The 21,939-nt window shown below is 71.8% G+C and carries 21 protein-coding genes; 11 read left to right on the forward strand and 10 right to left on the reverse strand.

Annotated features, from left to right (window positions below; all coding sequences use genetic code 11):
* Nucleotides 1–209 precede the first annotated feature (209 nt).
* Genes Air01nite_RS17875 through Air01nite_RS17885 form a run of 3 tightly spaced genes read left to right on the forward strand, consistent with a single transcriptional unit; the run spans nucleotide 210 to nucleotide 4,010 of the window.
* Nucleotides 210–1,241, forward strand: a complete 1,032-nt coding sequence (locus Air01nite_RS17875; protein ID WP_203703680.1) for an enoyl-CoA hydratase/isomerase family protein — start codon at nucleotides 210–212, stop codon at nucleotides 1,239–1,241.
* The gene (locus Air01nite_RS17880) at nucleotides 1,234–2,616 is read left to right on the forward strand and encodes a CoA transferase (protein ID WP_203703681.1); all 1,383 of its coding nucleotides are present in this window, start codon (nucleotides 1,234–1,236) and stop codon (nucleotides 2,614–2,616) included. The genes Air01nite_RS17875 and Air01nite_RS17880 overlap by 8 nt, the downstream gene beginning before the upstream one ends.
* Nucleotides 2,613–4,010, forward strand: a complete 1,398-nt coding sequence (locus tag Air01nite_RS17885) for an amidohydrolase family protein (protein ID WP_203703682.1) — start codon at nucleotides 2,613–2,615, stop codon at nucleotides 4,008–4,010. The genes Air01nite_RS17880 and Air01nite_RS17885 overlap by 4 nt, the downstream gene beginning before the upstream one ends.
* Here Air01nite_RS17885 and Air01nite_RS17890 read toward each other — a convergent pair.
* From Air01nite_RS17890 to Air01nite_RS17900, 3 genes are read right to left on the reverse strand one after another with little or no spacing between them, the layout of a single operon-like run.
* Nucleotides 4,005–4,877: an enoyl-CoA hydratase gene (locus Air01nite_RS17890; RefSeq protein WP_203703683.1), complete on the reverse strand. Its 873-nt coding sequence runs from the start codon at nucleotides 4,875–4,877 to the stop codon at nucleotides 4,005–4,007. The genes Air01nite_RS17885 and Air01nite_RS17890 overlap by 6 nt on opposite strands.
* 17 nt (nucleotides 4,878–4,894) lie before the next feature.
* The gene (locus tag Air01nite_RS17895; protein WP_203703684.1) at nucleotides 4,895–5,893 is read right to left on the reverse strand and encodes an acyl-CoA dehydrogenase family protein; all 999 of its coding nucleotides are present in this window, start codon (nucleotides 5,891–5,893) and stop codon (nucleotides 4,895–4,897) included.
* Between the two features lie 6 nt (nucleotides 5,894–5,899).
* Nucleotides 5,900–7,039 carry an acyl-CoA dehydrogenase family protein gene (locus tag Air01nite_RS17900; RefSeq protein WP_239090775.1) on the reverse strand — a complete coding sequence of 380 codons (1,140 nt, stop codon included), beginning with the start codon at nucleotides 7,037–7,039 and terminating at the stop codon, nucleotides 5,900–5,902.
* Nucleotides 7,040–7,208: 169 nt separating this feature from the next.
* On the opposite strand from Air01nite_RS17900, the gene Air01nite_RS17905 reads away from it, so the two are divergent.
* Genes Air01nite_RS17905 through Air01nite_RS17935 form a run of 7 tightly spaced genes read left to right on the forward strand, consistent with a single transcriptional unit; the run spans nucleotide 7,209 to nucleotide 15,150 of the window.
* Nucleotides 7,209–8,375 carry an acyl-CoA dehydrogenase family protein gene (locus Air01nite_RS17905; protein WP_203703685.1) on the forward strand — a complete coding sequence of 389 codons (1,167 nt, stop codon included), beginning with the start codon at nucleotides 7,209–7,211 and terminating at the stop codon, nucleotides 8,373–8,375.
* A gap of 27 nt (nucleotides 8,376–8,402) precedes the next feature.
* Nucleotides 8,403–9,566 (forward strand): thiolase C-terminal domain-containing protein, encoded by a 1,164-nt coding sequence (locus Air01nite_RS17910; protein ID WP_239090777.1) that lies wholly within the window; start codon nucleotides 8,403–8,405, stop codon nucleotides 9,564–9,566.
* A complete protein-coding gene (locus Air01nite_RS17915) occupies nucleotides 9,563–9,997 on the forward strand; it encodes a Zn-ribbon domain-containing OB-fold protein (protein WP_203703687.1) in 435 nt (144 codons plus the stop codon). Before Air01nite_RS17910 ends, Air01nite_RS17915 begins: the two co-directional genes overlap by 4 nt.
* Nucleotides 9,994–11,451, forward strand: a complete 1,458-nt coding sequence (locus Air01nite_RS17920; protein ID WP_203703688.1) for a class I adenylate-forming enzyme family protein — start codon at nucleotides 9,994–9,996, stop codon at nucleotides 11,449–11,451. Before Air01nite_RS17915 ends, Air01nite_RS17920 begins: the two co-directional genes overlap by 4 nt.
* Nucleotides 11,448–12,473, forward strand: coding sequence for an MBL fold metallo-hydrolase (locus tag Air01nite_RS17925; protein ID WP_203703689.1), 1,026 nt, complete (start codon nucleotides 11,448–11,450; stop codon nucleotides 12,471–12,473). Before Air01nite_RS17920 ends, Air01nite_RS17925 begins: the two co-directional genes overlap by 4 nt.
* Nucleotides 12,470–13,486: a ketopantoate reductase family protein gene (locus tag Air01nite_RS17930; RefSeq protein WP_203703690.1), complete on the forward strand. Its 1,017-nt coding sequence runs from the start codon at nucleotides 12,470–12,472 to the stop codon at nucleotides 13,484–13,486. The genes Air01nite_RS17925 and Air01nite_RS17930 overlap by 4 nt, the downstream gene beginning before the upstream one ends.
* Nucleotides 13,483–15,150 carry a thiamine pyrophosphate-binding protein gene (locus tag Air01nite_RS17935; RefSeq protein ID WP_203703691.1) on the forward strand — a complete coding sequence of 556 codons (1,668 nt, stop codon included), beginning with the start codon at nucleotides 13,483–13,485 and terminating at the stop codon, nucleotides 15,148–15,150. The genes Air01nite_RS17930 and Air01nite_RS17935 overlap by 4 nt, the downstream gene beginning before the upstream one ends.
* Here Air01nite_RS17935 and Air01nite_RS17940 read toward each other — a convergent pair.
* A complete protein-coding gene (locus Air01nite_RS17940) occupies nucleotides 15,131–15,970 on the reverse strand; it encodes a TIGR03619 family F420-dependent LLM class oxidoreductase (protein WP_203703692.1) in 840 nt (279 codons plus the stop codon). The two genes, Air01nite_RS17935 and Air01nite_RS17940, sit on opposite strands and share 20 nt — an antisense overlap.
* On the reverse strand, nucleotides 15,967–17,451 hold the full coding sequence (locus Air01nite_RS17945; protein WP_203703693.1) for a class I adenylate-forming enzyme family protein: 1,485 nt from the start codon (nucleotides 17,449–17,451) through the stop codon (nucleotides 15,967–15,969). Before Air01nite_RS17945 ends, Air01nite_RS17940 begins: the two co-directional genes overlap by 4 nt.
* Before the next feature lie 140 nt (nucleotides 17,452–17,591).
* Between Air01nite_RS17945 and Air01nite_RS17950 the strand changes: the two genes are divergently transcribed.
* Entirely contained in the window at nucleotides 17,592–18,434 is an 843-nt protein-coding gene (locus Air01nite_RS17950; RefSeq protein WP_203703694.1) for an IclR family transcriptional regulator, read from the forward strand.
* An 8-nt stretch (nucleotides 18,435–18,442) separates the two neighbouring features.
* Here Air01nite_RS17950 and Air01nite_RS17955 read toward each other — a convergent pair whose 3' ends face one another.
* Genes Air01nite_RS17955 through Air01nite_RS17975 form a run of 5 tightly spaced genes read right to left on the reverse strand, consistent with a single transcriptional unit; the run spans nucleotide 18,443 to nucleotide 21,915 of the window.
* Nucleotides 18,443–18,583: a hypothetical protein gene (locus Air01nite_RS17955; RefSeq protein ID WP_203703695.1), complete on the reverse strand. Its 141-nt coding sequence runs from the start codon at nucleotides 18,581–18,583 to the stop codon at nucleotides 18,443–18,445.
* Nucleotides 18,580–18,738, reverse strand: a complete 159-nt coding sequence (locus Air01nite_RS17960; protein WP_203703697.1) for a hypothetical protein — start codon at nucleotides 18,736–18,738, stop codon at nucleotides 18,580–18,582. The genes Air01nite_RS17955 and Air01nite_RS17960 overlap by 4 nt, the downstream gene beginning before the upstream one ends.
* Nucleotides 18,722–20,002 (reverse strand): CaiB/BaiF CoA transferase family protein, encoded by a 1,281-nt coding sequence (locus Air01nite_RS17965; protein ID WP_203703699.1) that lies wholly within the window; start codon nucleotides 20,000–20,002, stop codon nucleotides 18,722–18,724. The genes Air01nite_RS17960 and Air01nite_RS17965 overlap by 17 nt, the downstream gene beginning before the upstream one ends.
* The gene (locus Air01nite_RS17970) at nucleotides 19,995–21,095 is read right to left on the reverse strand and encodes a CoA transferase (protein WP_203703701.1); all 1,101 of its coding nucleotides are present in this window, start codon (nucleotides 21,093–21,095) and stop codon (nucleotides 19,995–19,997) included. The genes Air01nite_RS17965 and Air01nite_RS17970 overlap by 8 nt, the downstream gene beginning before the upstream one ends.
* The gene (locus Air01nite_RS17975) at nucleotides 21,088–21,915 is read right to left on the reverse strand and encodes an ABC transporter ATP-binding protein (protein ID WP_203703702.1); all 828 of its coding nucleotides are present in this window, start codon (nucleotides 21,913–21,915) and stop codon (nucleotides 21,088–21,090) included. Before Air01nite_RS17975 ends, Air01nite_RS17970 begins: the two co-directional genes overlap by 8 nt.
* Nucleotides 21,916–21,939 lie beyond the last annotated feature (24 nt).

The following is a 21,939-nucleotide window of genomic DNA, read 5'->3' on the forward strand; positions in this document are numbered from 1 at the left end:
GTCTTGGCGGGTCCACCGGGGCGCAGCACGGCATTCTCTTCCTCGACGAACAGGTGGCGGCCAGAGTTCAGGACCCGCCGTTCCGGCAGGGAATGGACGTTGCCCTTGATCGAGTAGTCGTGGTCGCCCCGAGATGGTGATGGCGAGGCGGGGTCAGCAGCAGATCGGCTTCTAGGCTGCTGTCGTCCCAGGTCAGTAAGCTGTCCTCCGTGGTACCGCCGCCTGGGCCCGGCCTAACCGAGCTCGAACTGGACGAAGAAGGCCGACCCTCGCGGCCGCTGCGCATCCTCGACCTGGACGCGCTCTCACCCGATCAGGTCGGCGAGGCCACCGAAGCGGCCACCCTTGGCACGCCGGCCCTGGTCGGGGTTACCCGTGTCCGACCAACCGAGTCGACCGACCCTCTGCTGGAGGCGCTCACCTGCACGTTGGTCGCGGTGCCCAACCTGACCGATCGTGACCTCCCCCGCACCTGCGTCACGGTGCCCGACCTGGACCGGGCCGTCGCCGCCCTGCGCGCCACCGCCGAAGCCTCGCCGTGCGCAACACTGACCCTGGTCGGCCTGCTGCGGCTGACCGCCGAGGCACGAGTTGCCGATGGGCTGCTCGCTGAGTCGCTCGCGTACTCGATGCTGCTGGCCGGACCGGAGTTTCTGGCCTGGCGCGAGCGCACCCCGAGGCGAGCCATCCCGCCTGCCGCCGAACCCGTCCGACTGTTCCGGGTCGGCGACACGCTGCACGTCGTGTTGAACCGGCCGGACCGGCACAACGCCTTCGACCGGGGGATCCGGGACGGCATCGTCGAGGCGATGGGGCTGTGCGAGCTCGACGACTCGATCTCCGCCGTCGAACTCTCCGGCGCCGGGCCTTCCTTCTCCAGCGGTGGCGATCTTGACGAGTTCGGCACCACTCCGCACGTGGCCGCCGCCCACCTGATCCGGCTGCGGCAGAGCGCGGGGTATTCAGTGCATCGGGTGGCGGACCGGGTCCGGGCGGTCGTCCACGGCTCCTGCATCGGCGCCGGCATCGAGGTCCCCGCTTTCGCCGGTCGCCTCGACGCCAGCGACGACGCACGCTTCCAGCTTCCCGAGTTGCGCATGGGCTTGGTGCCCGGTGCCGGCGGTACGGTCAGCATCACCCGGCGGGTCGGCCGTTGGCGCACCGCCTACCTCGCCCTGCGCGCGGAGCCGGTGGATGTGACGACAGCCATCGCGTGGGGCTTGGTGGACTCGCGTGTCTGAGGCGCGGCCCGGCCCGCTGACCGGGCATCGGTTCGACGTCGCCGGTGCCGGCCCCGCCGCGGTCCGCGCCCGCGACCTGCTCAGCCTCCTCGGCACGGCGCCGGATGCCGGCTCCGGCCTCACCATCGACCTCGCCGGGGCGCCATCGCCCCTGACGGACTGGGCCGCGTCCGGTGCCATGGCACTCACCGGCCGTGCGGACGGTCCGGCGCTCGTCGCGCCGGGCGAGCCCGCTACGGCGGTACGGGCGGCGCTCGCGGTCTTCGCCGGGTTGACCCGGGCCCGCACCGGCCGCGACCCCGACCTGCCTGGGCCTGGGCTGCTCGCGGAGCGGGCCGCCATCGCCGGCTTCACGAGGAAGGGCCCGATCTCCTGTGGCGGCGCGTTTCGCCTGTTGTCCACAATAGATGGATGGCTCGGCATCTCTCTCCCCCGCGCCGGCGACCTCGACCTCGTGCCGGCGTTGACCGAGGGTCGAACGGGTACGGACCCGTGGGCCGACGTGGCGGGCTGGGCGCGGCGGCGCGGGACTGTCGCGGCGGCCGACCGAGCCCAACTGCTCGGCATCGCGGCCGCTGCCCTACCTCGCGGCAGCCCGGACGACGAACAGCTGCGCCACCGCAGACAGCTCGCTGGCTCCGACCGTACCGCCGCGATTTTCACTCGGGGCGGACCGCGCGCCGGCCGTGGCGCGCCCCTCGTCGTGGACCTCACCTCGCTGTGGGCGGGGCCGCTCTGCGCACACCTGCTCGGTCGGGCCGGGGCCAAGGTGGTGAAGGTAGAGGGAGTACGGCGTCCGGACGGCGCGCGTGCAGGGCCGCGCGCCTTCTTCGACCTGCTGCACGCGGGTCATGCCGCGGTGGCGCTGGACCTGACCGAGCCGAGCGGCTTGGCGGCGCTCAAAGCGCTGGTGGGGCGCGCCGACATAGTGCTGGAGGCGTCCCGGCCCCGCGCGATGCGGCAGCTGGGGATCGACGCCGAGCAGGCCGTCGCGAACGGAACAAGCTGGGTGTCGATCACAGCGTACGGCCGGACCGGCCCCTGGCAGCACAGGGTCGGCTTTGGCGACGACGTGGCCGCGGCCGCCGGTATGGTCGTCCGCGAGGGCGGCAAGCCATTGCCGTGCGGGGACGCGATCGCCGACCCGTTGACCGGTGTGTACGGCGCGGTGGCCGCCGCCGCGGCGCTGCTCGGCGAAAACGCCTGGCTCGTCGATATCGCCATGCGGGACGTCACGATGCTCGCCGCCCAGGGGCCGGTCCACCCGCCCGGTGATGTGGAGGTCAGCGCCCCGGTCGCCCGCCAGCCCACCGCCGCGGCCCACGCGCTCGGCGCGGATACTGAGGTCGTGCTGCGCCGGCTGGGTCTGGCGTGAGCTTGTTTCTCGGCAACGTCCAGGTCGACGGCCGACCGGCGGCGGTCCGGATCGCGGCCGGCGTCGTCGTCGCCGTAGAGCCAGACCTGGAACCCGACTCCGGGGACGACGTCGTCGACGGCCGCGGCGGTGCGCTCCTTCCGGGCCTGCACGACCACCACCTGCACCTGCTCGCCACGGCGGCCGCGGCCTCCTCGGTCGAGTGCGGCCCACCGAGCGTGGCCGACGCTGACGGTCTCCGGCGGGCGCTGGCCCGGATGTCCGCGAAGCTGCCGAAGGACACGTGGCTGCGCGGCGTCGGCTACCACGAACAGGTCGCCGGCGACCTGGACCGGCGGAGGCTGGACGCTCTCCTACCTGACCGGCCGCTGCGGATCCAACATCGCAGCGGCGCCCTGTGGATGCTGAACTCCGCCGCCCTCGCACTCGTCTCACCCGCCCTTGACGACAGTGCCGACGTGGAGCGGGACGACAGCGGGGCACCGACCGGCCGGCTCTGGCGGTACGACGCGCGGCTGCGATCCGCGATCCCGGGTGCCCCACCCGACCTGAATGCCGTGGGCGCGCGGCTCGTCTCGTTCGGAATCACCGGTGTCACCGATGCCACGCCGGATCTCGACCAGGGGTCGGTGGAGCTGCTCACCCGTGCGGTCCTGCACGGCGGCCTGCCGGTCCGGCTCCAGCTGCTCGGGTGGTCCGATCCGGCCGGGCTGCCGCGGACGGTGCGGATCGGCCCGCGAAAACTCCTGCTGCGGGACCACGATCTGCCCCGGCTCGACGAGCTGGTCGAAGCCGTCTCCGCCACCCACCGTCAAGGGGCCCAGGTGGCTGTGCACTGTGTCTCCCGCGAGTCGCTGCTGTTGACGCTCACCGCGCTGGAGCAGGCCGGTTCGGTTCCGGGCGACCGGATCGAGCACGCCGCCGTGGTGCCGCACGAGGTCCGGTCCTGGATCGCAAGGCTCCGGGTACGGGTGGTGACGCAGCCCGGATTCATCCGCGACCGGGGTGACGACTACCTGACCGACGTGGCTGGCGACGACCTGCCCTACCTGTACCCGTACGCGTCGTTGCTCGGCGCCGGCGTGCCTGTGGCACCGTCGAGCGACGCGCCGTACGGCGAAATCGACCCGTGGGCCGCGATGGCGACCGCCGGTGACCGACTGACCCGGCGGCGCAGACTGATCGGCGCTGATGAACGGGTCCCGGCCGGTACCGTCCTGGCCGGGCTCCTGTCCCCATTGGACACACCCGGCGGCCGGCCCCGCACTGTCCGTCCTGGCGTGGCCGCGGACCTATGCCTGCTCGGCGAGCCGCTCACCCGGGCACTCGCCGAACCGCACGCCGGCCTGGTCCGGATGACTATCACCGGCGGCGTGGTGCGCTACGGGTCATGACCCGCCCGTCGCTCGGGCGGCGTCGCGCATGGACCTGGCGTCGTGGCCGGCCAGCGAGTCCCGTCCGACCTCGGCGTTGTGGGCATGTGCCAGATGGTGCAGGCCAAAGGCGGCGTCCATGCCGTCGCGCATTCCCATCAGGTCCTCGGCCTGGTTGACCGCTCGCTTCGCGAGCGCCAGGCCGAGCGGTGGCATCGCCGCGATCCGGGTCGCGATGTCGAGGGTCTCCGCCTCCAGGTCGGCTCGCGGGACCACCCGGTTCACCATGCCGAGCTCATGGGCACGGTGCGCGTCGATCCGCTCACCGAGGAAGAGAAACTCCTTGGCCTGTCTGGCACCGAGGGCCCACGGGTGGGCGAAGTACTCCACTCCGGGGATGCCCATCCGCAGCACGGGATCGGCGAAGAACGCGTCGTCTGCGGCGACGATGAGGTCGCAGACCCAGGCCAGCATGAGTCCACCAGCGATGCAGGCGCCCTGCACCGACGCGATCGTCGGCTTCGGCAGTTCCCGCCATCGACGGCACATTCCGAGGTACACCTCTGACTCGCGGGCGAACCGGCTTTCCGCGCCGGGGCGGCCGACGTGGTCCCACCACAGTCCGGCGCGGCGCTGGAAGGTCTTGTCGACGTCCCGCTCAGGCGTGCCGATGTCGTGCCCGGCGCAAAAGTGCTCACCGTTGCCCCGCAGCACGATCACGGCGACCTCGCCGTCGTCCGCCGCGCTGTAGAAGGCGTCGTCGAGGGCGTACGTCATGGCTGAGTTCTGCGCGTTGCGGTAGCGAGGGCGATTCAGGGTGACGATGGCGACCGGGCCGCGCCGCTCGTACCGCACCACGTCCTGCGCCTGCCCTGGTTGATCTGTCATCGTCGCCGCCTTCCTCGTCACCGCACCAGGCCGAGCGACCGGCCCACCTCGCGGCGGTGCCAGCCGGCCCCGCCCCACGCCTCCGCGAGCGCCCAGGTGCGTTTCAGGAACAGGTGCAGTTCGTACTCGACCGTGTACCCGAGCGCACCGTGGCATTGGAGCGCGGTCCGGGCCACCGCCGATGCCGCCGTGCCCGCCAGCGCTTTCGCCATCGACACGTCCCGTCCGGCGTCCGATGAACCGGTCGCCATGCTGTACCCGGCGGCCAGTACCGCGGGCTCGGCGAACTCGATCCGCACCAGCGCCTCAGCCAGCGCGTGCTGGACGGCCTGGAAGCTGCCCACCGGAGCGCCGAACTGGCGACGGTCAATCACGTGCCGTACCGCCATGTCGAGCATCCGGCGCCCGAGCCCGACGAGTTCGGCGGCGGTGCCCAGGACGGCACGCCGCCAACCTCGCAGCACTTCGGGCCCGTCGGCGATCGGCTCACCGACCGGTCCGGTATGACGGACCAGACCGCGGGTCGGGTCCACCGAGGCAAGGGACGCCAGGTCACCCGCGTCGATCGGGGTCAGGTGGACCGAGCCGGCCCCACCCCACCCTCCACTGAGGACAAATTCCGCGGTGTGGCCGTGTGGGAACTTGCCGGTGGTGGCGGGGTCGGCGGCGATCGTCAGCTCACCCCGGAGTATCGACGCGAGGATCGTCCGGTGCTCGGGCAGTCCGGCGAGCAACGGACCCGCCAGCGCGATCGCCTCCGTCGCGGGAAGCGGGAGGGCGACCCGGCCGGCCTCTATCAGTACGGCGACCATCGAGACCTCGTCGAGCCCGAGTCCGCCGTGCTCCTCCGGCACCAGCAGGCCCAGTGCGCCGATCTCGCCGAGCCGGCGCCAAAGGCCCGGCAACAGTGGTCCGTCCGGGGCGGAGCGCAACACCTGGGTGGAGCACTCGCGCTCGAGCAGGGACCGGATGACGGAGCGGAACTCCTCCTGCTCGGCGGAAAGTGCGAAATGCATCGGCGCCTATCTCCTGGGCAGGCCGAGCAGGCGCTCGGCAACGATAGTGCGCTGGATCTCGTTGGTTCCGGCGTAGATCGGCCCGCCCAGTGCGAACTGGTACCCGCGGCTCCACGGACCGTCCAACTCGCCGTCGGCGCCGATCAGTTCGAGCGCGGTGGCGTGCAGCCGGATGTCCAGCTCAGACCAGAAGAGCTTGTTGAGGCTCGACGCCGCGCCAGGCTCGTGCCCGTTGAGGATTCCGGTGATCTGCCTGAGCGTGAAGAGTTGGTACGCCTCGGCTGCCATCCACCCCTGCACCACCTCGTCCGCCAGCCGCGCGTCGAGGTCGTCGCCGCCGCTGGCAGCCAGGTCGACGAGGCGCCGGGCGGTCTGCCGGAACCTTCCCGGCGAGCGCAAGGTGAGGCCGCGCTCCGACCCTGTCGTCGCCATCGCCACCCGCCAGCCCTCGTTCACCCCGCCGAGCACGGCGTCGTCGGGCACGAACACCTCGTCGAAGAAGACGTCGGCGAATCCGTCGTCGCCGTCGAGCCGGCCGAATCCGCGGACCGTGACGCCCTCAGAATGCAGCGGCACGAGGAAGTAGGTGAGCCCGCGGTGCCGTCCCGCCTCAGGGTCGGTGCGGAACAACCCGAACAGGTGGGTACAGAACGCTCCTCGCGTCGTCCACGTCTTCTGACCGGTCAGCCGCCAGCCGCCGGCCTGCTCGTCCCGGACCGCCCGACTGCGGATGGAGGCCAGGTCGCTGCCGGCCTCCGGCTCGGACCACCCCTGGCACCACACGTCCTGCGTGGCCGCCATCCGCGGCAGGATGCGGTCCTGCTGCTCTTGCGTGCCGAAGGCGAACAAGGTCGGGGCCAGCAGGAAGATGCCGTTCTGAGTGACCCGTTGTGGCGCGCCCGACCTGTAGTACTCCTCTTCGAAGATGAGCCATTCGACGAGCGATGCGTCCCGGCCGCCGTAGCGCTTGGGCCAGGAGACCACCGCCCAGCCGGCGTCGAAGAGCTCGCGCTCCCACTGCACGTGCAGGGCGAAACCAGCTGCCGTGTCGCCGGATGGCAGGGGTGGGTCCGGACGGTGCGCGGCGAGCCACTCCCTCGCCTCCGCACGGAACGCCGCCTCGGCCGAGGTGTCGCGCAGGTCCACGTTGACGTACCCCCACCGGGCGGTGACTTCCAGATTGTGGAGACCCTATCCACTTCTCTGCGGACCCGTCAATCCCGCACTTCGGGGCTTGACCCGGCGGCGTCAGCCTCCGTAGCTTCCACAATATGGAGGCAACTTTCGCACACCGTGGGTGGGGGGAGGTGCCGGTTTGGACTTCAATCTGAGCGAGACCCAGTTGGCCCTTCGCGAGTCCACCCGGCAACTCTGCCAAGGCTTCGACTCGCCCTACTGGCGCCGGATAGACGAGGAGAAGATCTTCCCAGAAGAGTTCGCCAAGGCGTGCGTCGCGGCCGGCCTTCCCGGCACGATGCTCCCCGTCGAGCTGGACGGGGTCGGACTCGGCGTCACCGAGGCCGCCATCGTCCTCCAGGAGATCGCGGCGAGCAACGGCGGGCTCGACGCCTGCTCGGTGGTGCACATGGGCATGTTCGGGCTCAACCCGATACTCGTGCACGGCAACGAGGAGCAGAAACGGAAGTACCTGCCGGCGGCGGCGCGCGGCGAACTGGATTCCTGCTTCCTCGTGACGGAGCCCGACGCCGGGGTCGACACCACCCGGATCACCACGACAGCCCGGCGCGAGGGCGACACGTACGTGGTCAACGGCCGCAAGGTGTGGATCAGCCGGGCCGCCCAGGCCGAGTACGGACTGCTGCTGTGCCGTACCGAACCGTACTCGGCGGTGGAGCGCAAGACCGATGGGATGACGCTGCTCTTCATCCCGATGCGCGTGCCCGAGGTGATCATCACTGAGATCCCGAAGATGGGCCGCAACGGAGTCTCCTCCAACGAGGTGGTCATCGACGAGCTGCGGGTACCGGTCTCGTGCCGGATCGGCGAGGAGGGGCACGGCTTCCGGCACCTGCTCGACGGGATCAACCCGGAACGCATCATGATCGCGGCGGAGGCGGTCGGCCTCGGACTGAACGTTGTCCTGCGCGCCGCGGCGTATGCGCGCGACCGCGTGGTGTTCGGCCGTCCGATCGGCCAGAACCAGGGAGTCCAGCTCCCGCTGGCCGACGCGTACTCACAGCTCAAGCTGGCCGAACTCGCCACCTACGAAGCAGCCTGGCGGTACGACTCCGGGCTGGACTGCGGTGCACAGGCGAACATCGCGAAGCTGCGCGCCACGGAGGCGGCCCACTACGCGGTCAACGTCGCGTTCGAGACGTTCGGCGGGTACGGCTACGCCAAGGAGTACGACATCGAACGCTTCTATCGGCAACTGCCGCTGACCCGGGTCGCGCCGGTCACCAACAACCTGACGAAGGCCTTCATCGCGACCCAGGTTCTCGGGTTGCCGAAGTCCTACTAGCCAATCGACGAAGGAGCGGGAGTGGAGATGCGCGGCGCGGTCGCCATCGTCGGGATCGGCGAGACACCGGTGGGCAAGGTCCCCGACCGATCGAGCACGCAGTTGCACGCCGACGCGATCGAGTCGGCCGTGCGCGACGCCGGCCTCACGCTGGCCGACATAGACCTGCTGATGACGGGTAACTCCCGGCCGCGGCCTTACCTCTACCACGCCGAGATGGTGGCGGAGTACCTCGGCATCCGTCCGGCGCACTGCCTGACGGTCAACACCGGCGGCTCCACGTCGGCCGCGCTGATCCAGTACGCGGCGGCGATGATCGTGACCGGTCAGGCAGAGGTCGCGGTCATCGCGAAGGCGGACAACCTGGCCACCGGGATGGGCCGGCAGGCGACGATCGAGTCGATGGCGACGATCGGACACCCGGAGTTCGAGGCGCCGACCGGCCTGCTGATCCCGGCGCTGTACGCCCTCGTCGCCGCCCGCTACTACCACCGGTACGCCATCAAGCCGGAACATGTCGCCGAGGTGGCTGTCGTCGACCGGGCGCACGCCGCACTGCACCCGACCGCGCAGTTCCGCAAACCGCTGACGGTCGACGACGTGCTCGGCTCGCGACTGATCGCCGACCCGCTGCACATGCTCGAGTGCGCGGCGGTCTCGGACGGCGGCGCCGCGTTCGTGATCACGTCCGCGGCCCGCGCACGGGACCTGCGCCAGCCACCGGTGTACCTGCTCGGCATGGGCGAGTCGCACCCGTTCGAGCACGTCTCCCAGGCTGCCGAGCTGAGCGAGACGGGCGCGGCGGACTCCGGTCGCGCCGCGTTCGCCGCGGCCGGCTGCCGTCATGAGGACATCGACGTCGCGATGGTCTACGACGCGTTCTCGTTCATTCAGCCGATGCAGTTGGAGGACCTCGGCTTCTGTGCCAAGGGCGAGGGGGGCGAGTTCGTCGCGGCCGGCCATACCCGGCTGGGCGGGCGCTTGCCCACGAACACGCACGGCGGTGTGCTCTCCCACTCCCACGCCGGCAAGCCCAGCTCCCTCTTCATGGTCACAGAGGCGGTGCATCAGTTGCGCGGGATGGCCGGCGACCGACAGGTCCCCGGTGCGCGCACCGCCCTGGTGCACACCGAGGGCGGCATCCTCGCTTCGCACTGCACTGCGATCTTCTCCTCGGAGGTGCCCCAGTGACATCCGCCGTGCCACCGGCTCCCGCCAAGCCGCTGCCCGTGCCGGACCAGGACAGCGCCGGGTTCTGGAGCGCCGCCGCAGAGCACCGGCTCATGGTGCAGCACTGCGACGACTGCGGCGCCGACCAACTCTTCCCGCGGCTGGTCTGCGTGCGTTGCCACGGCCGCGCGGTACGGTTGCGACCCGCCGCCGGTACCGGCACCGTCTACTCCTGCACGATCGTCCGGCGCGCGCCCAGCGCGGCGTTCGCCGCCGACGTGCCGTACGTCGTCGCGCTGGTCGAACTGGCCGAGGGACCCCGGTTGATGGTGAACCTCGTCGGATGTGCCCCCGAGGACGTACACATCGGCATGGCCGTACAGGTCCAGTTCGACGACGTCGCCGAGGGCATCTCGCTGCCACGATTCCGCCCCATGGACGCCCAGCCGTGAGTGTGCCGCTGCTGCTGGAGATGGCGGCCGAGGCCTTTCCCGACCGGCCCGCGCTGCGCGCGCCCGACGGCACACCGCTGACCTTCGCGGCGTACCGGGACCGGGTCGCGGCGGCGGCACGCCTGATCCGGGGGCGGGACGTGCGCCGGGTCGTGCTGCTTTCCGAAGCCACCGCTGCCCTGCCGGTGGCGCTCTTCGCGGCGGCCTGGGCCGGCCTCCCGTTCGTCCCGGTCAACCACCGGCTGCCCGCCGACCGCGTCGGTGAACTCCTCGATCGGCTGCCCGACGCCTGCGTCGTGTCGGCCGCCGGAGTCGCGGCGCCCTCCGGTCTGACCACAGTGGACGACGTCGAGTTGTTCACCGCGCCGCCCGCCGACGACGGGCCCGCCGGCGCCGACGCCGACGACACCGCCGTCGAGCTCTTCACCAGCGGTACGACCGGACCGCCAAGGCTGACCGCGCTGACCCACTCGAACCTGTTCAGCTACGTCACCAACACCGTCGACCTCGGCGCGGCCGCCGCGGACGAGGCGCTGCTGCTGGCCACGCCGCCCTTTCACATCGCCGCCGTGGCCGCCGTGCTCACCTCGTGCTACGCGGGTCGCCGGATCGTGCCGATGGGCCGGTTCACCTCCGAGCGTTGGCTGCGCGCCGCCGCCGAGGAACGCGCCACCCACGCGTTCCTGGTGCCGACGATGCTGGCGCGAGTGCTCGACACCCTTGACCGGGATCCTGACCTGGCCGCGCCCGCCCTGCGCAGCCTCGCCTACGGCGGTGCGCGGATGCCCCGGCCCACGATCGAGCGTGCGCTGCGCGCGTTCTCGGAGACCGACTTCGTCAACGCTTACGGCCTCACCGAGACCAGCTCCACCGTTGCCGTGCTCGGCCCCGACGACCACCGGGCCGCCGCGCTCGGCGATCCGGTCGCGGTCGAGCGCCTCGGATCGGTGGGGCGGGTGCTGCCCGGCGTCGAGGCGCGCATCGTCGACGTCGGCGGCGAGCCGCTGCCGATCGGCGCCTCCGGCCTGGTCGAGCTGCGTGGCGCGCAGGTCGCGCCCGGCGGCGGCGCGGTGGGCGGCTGGCTGCGTACCGGTGACACCGGTCGGATCGACGCCGACGGCTACCTGTTCCTCGGCGGTCGGGCCGACGACGTCATCATCAAGGGCGGGGAGAACATCGCGCCGGGCGAGATCGAGGACGTCGTCCTGCGGCATCCGTCCGTCGCCGCCGTGGCCGTGGTAGGCATCCCGGACCCCGAGTGGGGCGAACGGGTGGCCGCCGCCGTCGTCCCCCACGCGGGCACCGTCGAGCCCGAGGCGATCCGGGAGTGGGTCCGGGGGCACCTGGGGTCGTTGAAGACGCCGGACTTGGTCCGGATCCTGGGCACGCTGCCGGAGACGGCAACCGGCAAGATCCCTCGCTCCGCCGTCCGCGATCTGCTGGCGGCCCGGTGACCGCCCAGGCGCCGGCCCTTCCCCCGGTGGAGCGGGTGCTGCCCGGGGTCTGGGCGATTCCACTACCGATGACCGGCACCGGCCTGGCCTACGTGCGGGTCTACACGATCGAGGCGGACGACGGTTTCTACCTCGTGGACGCCGGTTGGCCGAGCCCCGCGGCGCTGGACCTGCTGGCGGCGGGGTTCGCCGCCGCCGGCGCCTCGCTCGCCGACCTACGCGGTGTCCTCGTTACCCACATTCATCCCGACCACTACGGGCTGGCGGCGCACATCCGGAAAGCCACGGGCGCGTGGGTCGCCCTGCACCCAGCCGACGCCGCGATCATCGAAGACCGGTACGGCGTAGACGGGAATCGTGTCGCGCTGACCCGGCAGTGGCTCCGCGCGGCCGGCGTGCCGGACGGCAGGGTGACGGAGCTGACCACCGCGATGCTCGCTGGCCCCGGCGACATCGAGATCTGCCTCCCGGACCTCGAGCTGGAGCACGGTGAGCGGGCACCGATACCCGGCCGGGAGCTCGTCGCTGTTCACTCGCCCGGGCACACCCCCGGTCACCTCATGTTCGACCTGCCTGCCGAGGGAGCGGTGTTCGCTGGGGACAACCTGCTGTCCCGGGCGACGCCGAACATCTCCTACGGACCGCACACGGACCCCGATCCCCTGTCGGACTATCTGCACTCGTTGCTGGCGGTGGCCGACCTGGGCCCCCGGGCCGCCTTCCCGGCCCATCAGCAGTTCATCGCCGACGCCGCGGGGCGAGCCAAGGAACTCGTGAATCACCACGACGAGCGGCTCCAGGAGGTGCTGATGGTGCTGCTACGCGGCGCCGAGACGGTGTACGACGTGTGTGGCGAGCTCACCTGGCGCCACCGCCTGGACAGGTTGCCCACCTATCTGGTCCGGGCGGCGCTCGGCGAGACCCACGCGCACCTGCTGCGGCTCGCCACGATCGGCGCTGCCACGGTCTCGCCCGGGCCACCGCAGCGCTGGGCGGCCGTACCGGTGGCGGAGGCGCCATGATCTGGGTGGTGGGGGCCGGCGGCATCGGCGCCGGCATCGCGGCCCGGCTCGCCGGCGCGGGCGAGGACGTCGCCGTCTTCGACGACTGGGCCGACAACGTCGACCACATCCGGCAGCACGGTCTCACCCTGGAACATCCGGGCGGGGTGCTGCATACCCGGCCAACAGCCATCCGTCTCTCCGACCCGGCCGCGCTGGCCGCGGCGACGACGCCGGATCTCGTCCTGCTCGCGGTGAAGTCGGACCGTACGCGCGAGACGCTGCTCCGGCTCGTCGACCGGCTGCCGTCGCGGTGCCCGGTGGTGTCGCTGCAGAACGGCCTCAACGAGCCGGTCATCGCCGAGGTCGTGGGGCCGGCCCGGACGGTCGGCGCCGTGGTCCGCTTCGACGGCGCTCTCCTCGGTCCGGGCCGGGTCACACAGCAGCGGTCCGACGGCGATCTGGTCATCGGCGCCATCGACGGTGCGACGGCCGGCGTGGTCCCGGGGGTCGCCGACCGGCTGCGCGCGGCGCTGCCGGTGGTCGTCTCGTCGGACATTTGGGTGGAGCTGTGGAGCAAGCTCACCCGCAACTGCCTGCTGAACCCGGTCTCGACGCTGGTGGGGTTGGGCCTGGGCCGGATGGCGGCCATACCCGCGGTGCGGACGGTCTGCCTGCGGGCCGGGCTCGAGGTGGTCGCGGTGGCGCGCGCCAACGGCGTCGCGACCGAACCCGCCATCATGTACGGCCCTGACGTGGAACGGTTGCTGGTCGGCGATCCCGATGAGGTGCGGGATTTCCACGCCGCGTTCGAGCGGACCTACGCGGCGTTCCCCGACCTCAAGCCGTCGATGCTCCAGGACGCCGAGAAGGGGCGGTCGGTCGAGGTCCGCTGGCTGAACGGCGCGGTCGTCGAGGCCGGGACGCGGGCCGGGATCGCCACCCCGGTCAACCTGGCCCTGACCGAGCGTGTGGAGGAACTGGTCCGCGGCGTACGGACGCCGGGAGTGCACAACCTGAAGGGGCTTACGTGAGTACGGAAATCACGGGTTACGCCCGTCTCGTCGACGCGCTCGAATGCCTCGGCACGCGCGAGATGTTCGGCGTGATGGGCGTGGGCAACATGCACATGGTCGGTGAGTTCGCGAAGCGCGGCGGCCGGTACGTGGCGACGCGGCACGAGGCCGGCGCGGTGAACATGGCCGACGGCCAGGCACGTACCACCGGCGGGCTGGGCGTGTGCACGGTCATCCAGGGCCCGGGCCTGACCAACGCGATCACCGCGCTGACGACCGCGGTCCGCTCCGCCTCCCCGGTCCTGGTCATCACCAGCGAGCTGCCGCTGGGTCGCCGGCCAGCCGGACAGGCGATCGAACAGGAGCCACTCGTCACCGCCACGGGTGCCACGTACCTCCGGGTAACCGACGCCGATCCCGGGGCGGCGCTGATCGAGGCGGCCGAGCTGGCGCTGCGCGAGCGCCGGCCGGTAGTGCTGAGCGTGCCCGGCGCGGTGCAGCGGCGGACCTGGCCGCCGGCGCCGCTGGCCGCGCCGGCGGTGCGCCTGCACCGGGTGCCCGCGGCCGAGGCCGACGTGACGCTGCTGGCGCGGCTGTTCGCCTCCGCCACGCATCCGGTCGTGGTTGCGGGCCGGGGCGCGCAGTGGTCCGGTGCCGGCGACGCGGTGGCGGAGCTGGCCGAACGGACCGGCGCGCTGCTCGGCACCACGGCGCTGCTCAAGGACCGGTTCCGCGGCCACCCGGCCGACGTCGGCGTGGTTGGTGGCTTTTCCCATCCGCTGGCCCGGGATCTGCTCGGCGCCGCCGACCTGGTGGTCACGCTCGGCGCTTCGCTGAGCGTGTGGACGATCGCCCGGGGTGGGCTCTTCCCCCGCGCCACGCTCGTGCAGTGCGACCACGACGCCGACGCGATCGGCGGGCAGGCGCGGCCGGACCACGGGATCGTCGCCGACGTGCGGGCATTGGTGGAAGCGCTGCTGCCCCGGCTGCCGGATCCGGACGAGGCACCGGCGCGGTGGGCCGCGGAGGGAGCCTTCGACCGGCTGGCAGCGCGCAAGCCCGACGACGATGTCGTCGACGGCAGCGACGAGGACCGGCTCGACCCGCGGACCGCGGCCATGGTTCTCGACCGGACGCTGCCCGCCGACCGGGTGCTGACCGTGGACGGCGGGCACTACATCGGGTTCCCGACGGAGTTCATCGCGGTGCCCGATCCCCGGCAGTACCAGTTCACACTGACCTTCGGCGCGATCGGGCAGGCCCTCGGCGTGGCGATCGGGGCCGCGGTCGCGAAGCCGGGGCCGGCACACGTGTGCGTGATCGGCGACGGCGGGCTCGCCACGTCCATCGCCGACCTGGACACGGTGGTGCGGGAGGCGGTCCCGCTGCTCATCGTCGTCTTCAACGACATGGCCTACGGCGCGGAGATCCACCACCTACGGCACGAGGGGCTGCCGGACGAGATCGCGCGATTCACCGGTCCGGACCTGGTGGAGGTGGCCGCCGGCTTCGGTTGCGACGCTCGGCGGGCCGCCACCGCCACCGAACTGACCGACGCGGTCCGTGGCTGGTCCGGCGATGCCCCGTTGCTGATCGACGTGCCGATCGACGGGCTGCTCCTGGCGCACTGGTATGCCGAGGTGCTCGACCCGCCGCGGCAGCTCACCAGGCGTACCGGCTGAGCAACGCCGCGAGCTGGTCGCGCACTTTCTCGGCCGGGCCCGCGGGCGGCGGCACCAGCACCCTCGTCGGGGCCAGCGCCCGCAGCAGTTCGCGGTGCTCGGCCCGGGTGGACGCGCCCAGCGTCACGGGCAGCCGGGCGGGATCGCCGCCGTAGCGGGCCGCCTGCTCGCGGTAGTACGGCACCAGTCGCGCCGCGTCGGCGAGGCGGGCCGGGAGGAAGCCGGCGCCGAGTCGCGCGGCGCGACGCGCGGCGACGGGCGAGCTGCCGCAGATGTGCAGTGGCACCGGGCGTTGGACGGGCGCCGGGCGGACCCACCCACCCGCCTGCGGGTGTGGCCGCTCCCCCCACAGCTCCCGGAGCGTGTCGAGCTGGGTCTCCACGAGCCGGCCCCGCCCGGCGAATTGGTGGCCGGTCGCCCGGAACTCGTCCTCCGCCCAGCCGACCCCGATCCCGAGCTCGACCCGGCCGCCGGAGAGCATGTCGAGGGTGGCCACCTCCTTCGCGGTCACCGCCGCGTCGCGGAGCGGCAGCACGAGCGCGGCGGTGCCCAGCCGCACGTCGCTGCTGTGTGCGGCGAACCAGGTGAGCCAGAGCAACGGGTCAGGTACTGGCTGCTGGTCCGCGAGGACGTCAGGTGTGCGCCGGTCGGGTGGGTAGCGGCGGGCCTGCCGCATCGCCGGCGTCACCACCACGTGCTCGACTGTCCACACCGACTCGACACCGAGTTCGGCGCACGCGAGGGCCAGCGCCCGCGCACCCTCCGGGGAGGCGAGCGCGCCGACGTTCGCGTACATCACACCGACCGGTGGCGCGCTCACGCCCCTACCCCCTCTCGTAGGCGCTGTTTGAGCACCTTGCCGGCGGCATTGCGGGGCAGCGCGTCGACCACCTCGACCCGACGCGGGCACTTGAAGTCCGCCAGCAGCGTCCGGCAGTGCGCGATCAGGTCGTCGACGGTCGGGGTCGGTCCGACCGCGCTGTCGCTCAGCACGACCACCGCGTACACGTCCTCGCCGAGCCGCGGGTGCGGCACGCCGATCACCGCCGCCTCGAGTACCGACGGGTGGGCGTGCAACGCCCCCTCCACCTCGGCGCTGGCCACGTTGTGCCCGCCTCGCACGATGATGTCCTTGCGCCTGTCGACGTGGTAAAGGAAGCCCTCCTCGTCGACGCGGACCACGTCGCCGGAGCGCAGCCAGCCGTCCGTGAACGCCGCCGCGGTGGCTTCCTCGTCACGGTAGTAGCCGGCCATGACCGACGGGCCGCGCAGGAGAAGCTCGCCGGTGCCGCCGGATCCCACGTCCGCGCCGTCCTCGTCGACGACGCGGACGCGGGTGAACGGGCCGGCGCAGCGGTTGCCGATCGACCCCAGTCGCGTCAACGCGTACTCCTCCGGCAGGTAGCAGCCACCCGGCCCGGCCTCGGTGAGCCCGTACGTCTGCATCAACCCGGCCGAGGGCACCGCCGTGCGCAGCCGCTCGATCAGCGCGGCGGGCATGCTGGCCCCGCCGTAATCGAGGATGCGCAGCGAGCCCAGCGAGGCCCCGGTGAGCGCCGGACTGTCCAGCCAGTATGCGTAGATCGAGGGAACGGCGACGTACACGGTCGCTGCGACCTCGGCGATCAGCGCGAGGCTCGCCGCGGTGTCGTAGTCGTCGACGACGACGCAGGCGCCTGCCCATAGGCAGGACAGCGCGTTGAAGTGCAGACCCGCCCCGCTGGTGATCGGGAAGGGGCTCTGCAGCACGTCGTGCGGGGTGAGGCGGAAGGCGTCGCTCCAGCCGATCGCGGCGGCGAGCGAGGAGCCGTGGGTGTGCAGGACACCCTTGGGACGCCCGGTCGTGCCGGAGGTGTAGAGCAGGTTCGCCGGATCGGTGTCGCGCAGGCCACCGACCGGTGGCGCCGGCGTGCCGCGCAGCGACGAGAGCGGGTCGGCGTCGTCGAGGATCACGACGTCGCAGGGCGCCGCGGCGACCCGGTCCCGCTGCTGGGCGCCGGCGAGCACGAGACGGGCCCCGCTGTGGCGCAGGATGTGCTCCACCTCGGGCGGCGCGAGCCGCGCGTTCACGGGTACGTTCACCGCGCCGAGTCGCAGCACGGCGTGGTAGACGACGAGCGCGTCGGTACCGTTGCCGTTGTCGAGAACCCAGCCCACCCGGTCGCCGCGCCGCACGCCGGCCGCGGCGAGCGCGCCCGCGACACGCCCCGCGGCGGCGTCAAGGTCCTGGTAGCTCAGCGTGTGGTAGGAACCTCTCCCAGAACGCCCGACAACCGCCCTGGCGTCGGGAGTCCGCTGCACGCGAGCCGCTAGGAGGGAGGGGATGGTGCGCCACGCGAACTCAGGTGGTAGTGGTATAGGTCTCATCGATTAGCCTCAGCAGTCCACGTTGTGAAATATACTTCCACCTCATGGCGAGACGGAAAGTTGGCGGGGGAACAATGACCAAAGAGGCGGATGCGCTGCCCACCGGCGACGGGGCTAACGGCGCCGAGCGAGGCTCCCAGGCGATCCACCGGGCGTTGCAGCTCCTCAAGTGCTTCACCGTGGAGCGCCCGACGGTCTCGTTGACCGAGCTGACCCGGCAGACCGGGCTGACGATGCCGACCGTGCACCGGATGGTCAAAGCCCTGCAGAGCAGCGGTTTCCTGGTGCAGGACTCGGTGACCAACCGCTACAGCCTCGGACCGGCGGTGATGAACCTGGCCCGGGTGATGATGCACCGGTCGGCGAACGAGGACCTGGTGACGGCGTCGATGCCGTTTCTGGAAGAGCTGCGTGAGATCACGAACGAGACCGTCGGCCTGCACTGCCCCACCGACCAGGCCCGGTACTGCGTAGCGGAGCTGGTGAGCCGCCAGCCGCTGCGCCTGAGCACCGGCGTAGGGCACATCTACGAGCTGTTCATCGGCGCCACCGGCCACGCCATCCTGGCTTTCTCGGCCCCCGGCACCGTCGACCGTGTCCTGAGCCGGCTGGAGCAGGCCGACCGGGTCGACTACCCGGAGGTCGAGATCCCGACCCGCAAGCAGTTGGAGGACGATCTCGCATCGATCCGCCGCCAGGGGTACGCGATGAGCCTCGGCGAGGTGGTCCCGAACGCGACCTCGATCGCGGTGCCGATCCTGAGCGACCAGGGCGTCGCCATCGCGGCGGTCAACGTGACCGGGCCCGCGGACCGGTGGACCCGTGCGTTGATGGAGCGGCACGTCCCTGACCTGATCGAGGCGGCGAAGCAGATCTCGACCCGGTTGGGGTACCCGGGTAGCCATAACCTGGCGTGACCGCCCGCTCAGTCCGACGCGGGCAGCGGTTTGGCCACCTTGATCTGCATCTGCTCGCCGCAGCAGGTGACCGAGCCGTCGCCCGCCTTGGTGCAGAGCACCTCCGCCGCGCACCGTGCGCACTCGTACCGCTTTCCGATCAGGTTCACGCCGGCCTCCGACCACTCGTCAACGGGGACATCGCCACCTCGCAGCAGACCAGCGCCTGCGCGGGTGGGCGTACCACCACGACCTCGGTGCCGCATCGCTCGCAGCGCACCCTGCTGCCGACCCGCACGGGCGTGTCGTCACGTATCTCCGCCATCGTCCTTCTCCTCGTCCGTCCCGAGCATCCGCTCGCTGATCACGCCGCGACGCCTTAGCTCGTCGATCTCGTCCGGGCTCATCCCCAGCCGCTCGCGCAGGATCTCCTCGTTGTGCTCGCCCAGCAGTGGCGAGCGGAAGCGATGTGCGAGGCGCACCCCGGCGTCGCGGCTGTCGCCGTACCGGAACGGCCAGGTCGGGTAACGGCGGATCCCGCTCAACGGGTGCTCGATCGACTGGTAGTACCCGGTCGAGGTCAACTGCGGGTCGCCGTACATCGCGGCCGGGGTGAGCACCTTCGCCGCGGGGATCCCCGCCTGCTGCAGCAGCGCGGCTGTGGCTGCCGGGTCGCGGTCCCGCGTCCAGGCGAACAGCCACCGGTCGAGCGCGTCGTGCTCGGCCTGCCGTCCATCTAGAGTGGATAGTCGTTGCGCGGGCAGACCCGGCGGCTCGCCGACGATCGCCACCAGCCGCTTCCAATCGGCCTCGTCGCGGACCGTCAGGGCGAGCCACTCGTCCTCCCCGCGGCACGGGTAGACCCCCTGCGGCGCGAACTCGGCGGACCGGGAACCCGTGCGCCCGAGCACCTCGCCGGTGAGCGCATGGTGCAGCACCGGCTCCGGCGTCATCGCGGCGACCACCTCGGCCTGCACCAGCTCGATCAGCTGACCCCGCCCGGTGCGCTCCCGATCCTGCAGCGCGGCGACCAGCGCAACAGCGCCGTGCATCGCGACCAGCGGATCGGCGTAGCCACCGGGGCCGAGCGGCGGGCCGTCCGGGTCGCCGGTGATCCAGCCGATACCGCCGGCGTACTCGAAGGAGTTGCCGAAGCCGACGAACTCCCGCCACGAACCTTCCAGGCCGTACCCGGGCATCCGGACCATCAGAATCCGCGGGTTGAGGGCGGCGAGCGCCGGGTAGCCGAACCCGAATTGCTCGACGACCCGGGGCGAGAAGTTCTCGATCACTACGTCGGCGTCGGCGACGAGCCGCTCGAACACCGCCCGCCCCTCGTCGGTGCCGAGATCCAGGGTCAGCCCGCGCTTGTTGAGGTTGGTCGCCTGGAACAGGCCACTGAGCTCGTACCACCGGCTGCCCTGCTGCGGGAAGGCGGCGAGGAAGCGGAACCCGTCCACCCGGCGCGGTCCCTCCACCTTCAGCACGTCCGCGCCCATCGCGCCGAGCAGGCTGCCCAGGTACGGTCCGGCCCAGAAAGAGCCCAGGTCCAGCACCCGGATCCCAGCGAACGCGTCCCGCTCAGGCATCGGCGTGCCTTTGCCGAAGCGTCGGCGCGGCCCCGAGGGCCCCGGCCGGGACGTCGCGGAGGCGGAACGGTGGTCCTGGATGCAGCCCGCCGTCGGGCGCGGCCACGAAGAATCCCCGCTCCCGGAACGGCGGAAGCTGCGGCGCCGTCGCCCCGGTGGTTATCGGGGCCGCGGGTACCCGGAACGCCTGGCAGAGCTCCACCGTCTCGGCGACGGTCAGCTCGGCGAACCACGGCCGCACCGCGGCGTAGAAGGCCGCCATGTCCCCTCGGTCGTAGCGCATCTCGACGTACCGGTCGGCGTACTCCGGAACGCCCAGCAGCGTGCACAGGTCGTGCCAGTGCTGTCCGGTCAGGCAGTTCACCGCGACCATGCCGTCGGCGCAGGGCATGGGCCCGGGGATGTACGCGGTGTACCGGGTCTGGGTGTACCCCAGCTCGACGAGGGTTTCGCGACGCAGCATGTCGAACGCGACGGTGTTGAAGATCGCCGACATCCGGTCGACCAGCGCCCGCACGGGGGGTCCGTCCGCTTGCGACCGCCACCCGGTGAGGCCGGCGACCGCGACGTACGTCCCGGCGGCGTACTCCCCCAGCCGGCCGCCGACCGGCACCGGGTCGCCGTCGGCCCGCCCGCGTGGTGACACCCAGCCCGCCGCGGCCTGCAGCACGAGGTCCGACGCCTGCCACTGCCCGTACGGGCCGTCCGCCGCGAAGTCGACCAGCCGGACGACCGTGCCGGTCCGCTCCGCCACGGCCGCGTCCAGCCCGGCGACAGCGCCCAGCCCTTCGTCGACGAGGACCACATCGGCGTCCGCGCACAACGCGGCGACCAGGGCGTAGCCGTCCGGGCCGGCCGTGTCGACGGTGAGCGACGACTTGCCCGCGTTGAGGTAGCGGAACAGTCCTCCGGTGCCGGCTGACGTGCCGTTGGGCGCACGCCGGCGCAGGTGGTCGCCCGCCGGCGGCTCGACCTTGTGTACCTCGGCGCCGAGCAGCCGCAACAGCCGGCCGGCGTACGGGACGGCGATGTCCTGGCCGATCTCCACCACTCGTACGCCGCGCAGCGGTCCCTCGGCCGGTTCCTCAGCCACCGACCGCCGGTCCGGTCAAGAGGTGGCGGATGTGCTTGACGGCCAGGCCTGCCTCCGGGGCGGCCATGTCGTCGATGCTCCGTGGCCGCCCGAGTGGGACCTTGAAGTCCTCGATGACGTGGCCGGGGCGGGTGCCCATCACGATGATCCGGTCGGAGAGCAGGACGGCTTCGGCGACGCTGTGGGTGACGAAGACGACCGTCTTGCGGTCCTGCTCCCAGATCCGCAGCAGCTCGATGTTGAGCACGTCCCTGGTGAACGCGTCGACCGCGCCGAACGGCTCGTCCATCAGCAGGATGCGGCTGCCGGCGGCCAGGGCCCGTGCGATCGAGGCGCGCTGCCGCATGCCGCCGGACAGTTCCCGGGGCAGTTTGTTCTCGAAACCGGCGAGCCCGACCATCTGGATCAGCTCACGGGCCCGCTGCTCGCTGTCGCCGCGGCTCCGCCCGGCGATCTCCCCGGGCAGCATGACGTTCTTCAGGACACTGCGCCACGCGAGCAGGACCGGGCTCTGGAAGACCATTGCCACATCGGCGTGCGGTCCCGTCACCGGCTTTCCGTCGATCGAGGCGACGCCGAGCGAGGCCGGGTAGAGACCTCCCATGATCTTGAGCAGCGTCGTCTTGCCGCAGCCGCTCGGGCCGACCAGCGAGACGAACTCTCCTTCCCGGACCTCCATGTCGATGTCGCGCAGTGCCAACACCCGCTCTCCGGAGCGAGTCTCGTACACTTTGGACAGACCCTCGACGGTGATCAGTCCCTTGGGCGCCGGCCGCTCCTGGGTGTCGGACCGGCTGCGCTGCTGGACCACGTCGGGCACTCTTCCTCCTCCTGCCATCGTGCC

This window comes from Asanoa iriomotensis, assembly GCF_016862515.1.
In the GTDB taxonomy this organism is placed as follows: domain Bacteria; phylum Actinomycetota; class Actinomycetes; order Mycobacteriales; family Micromonosporaceae; genus Asanoa; species Asanoa iriomotensis.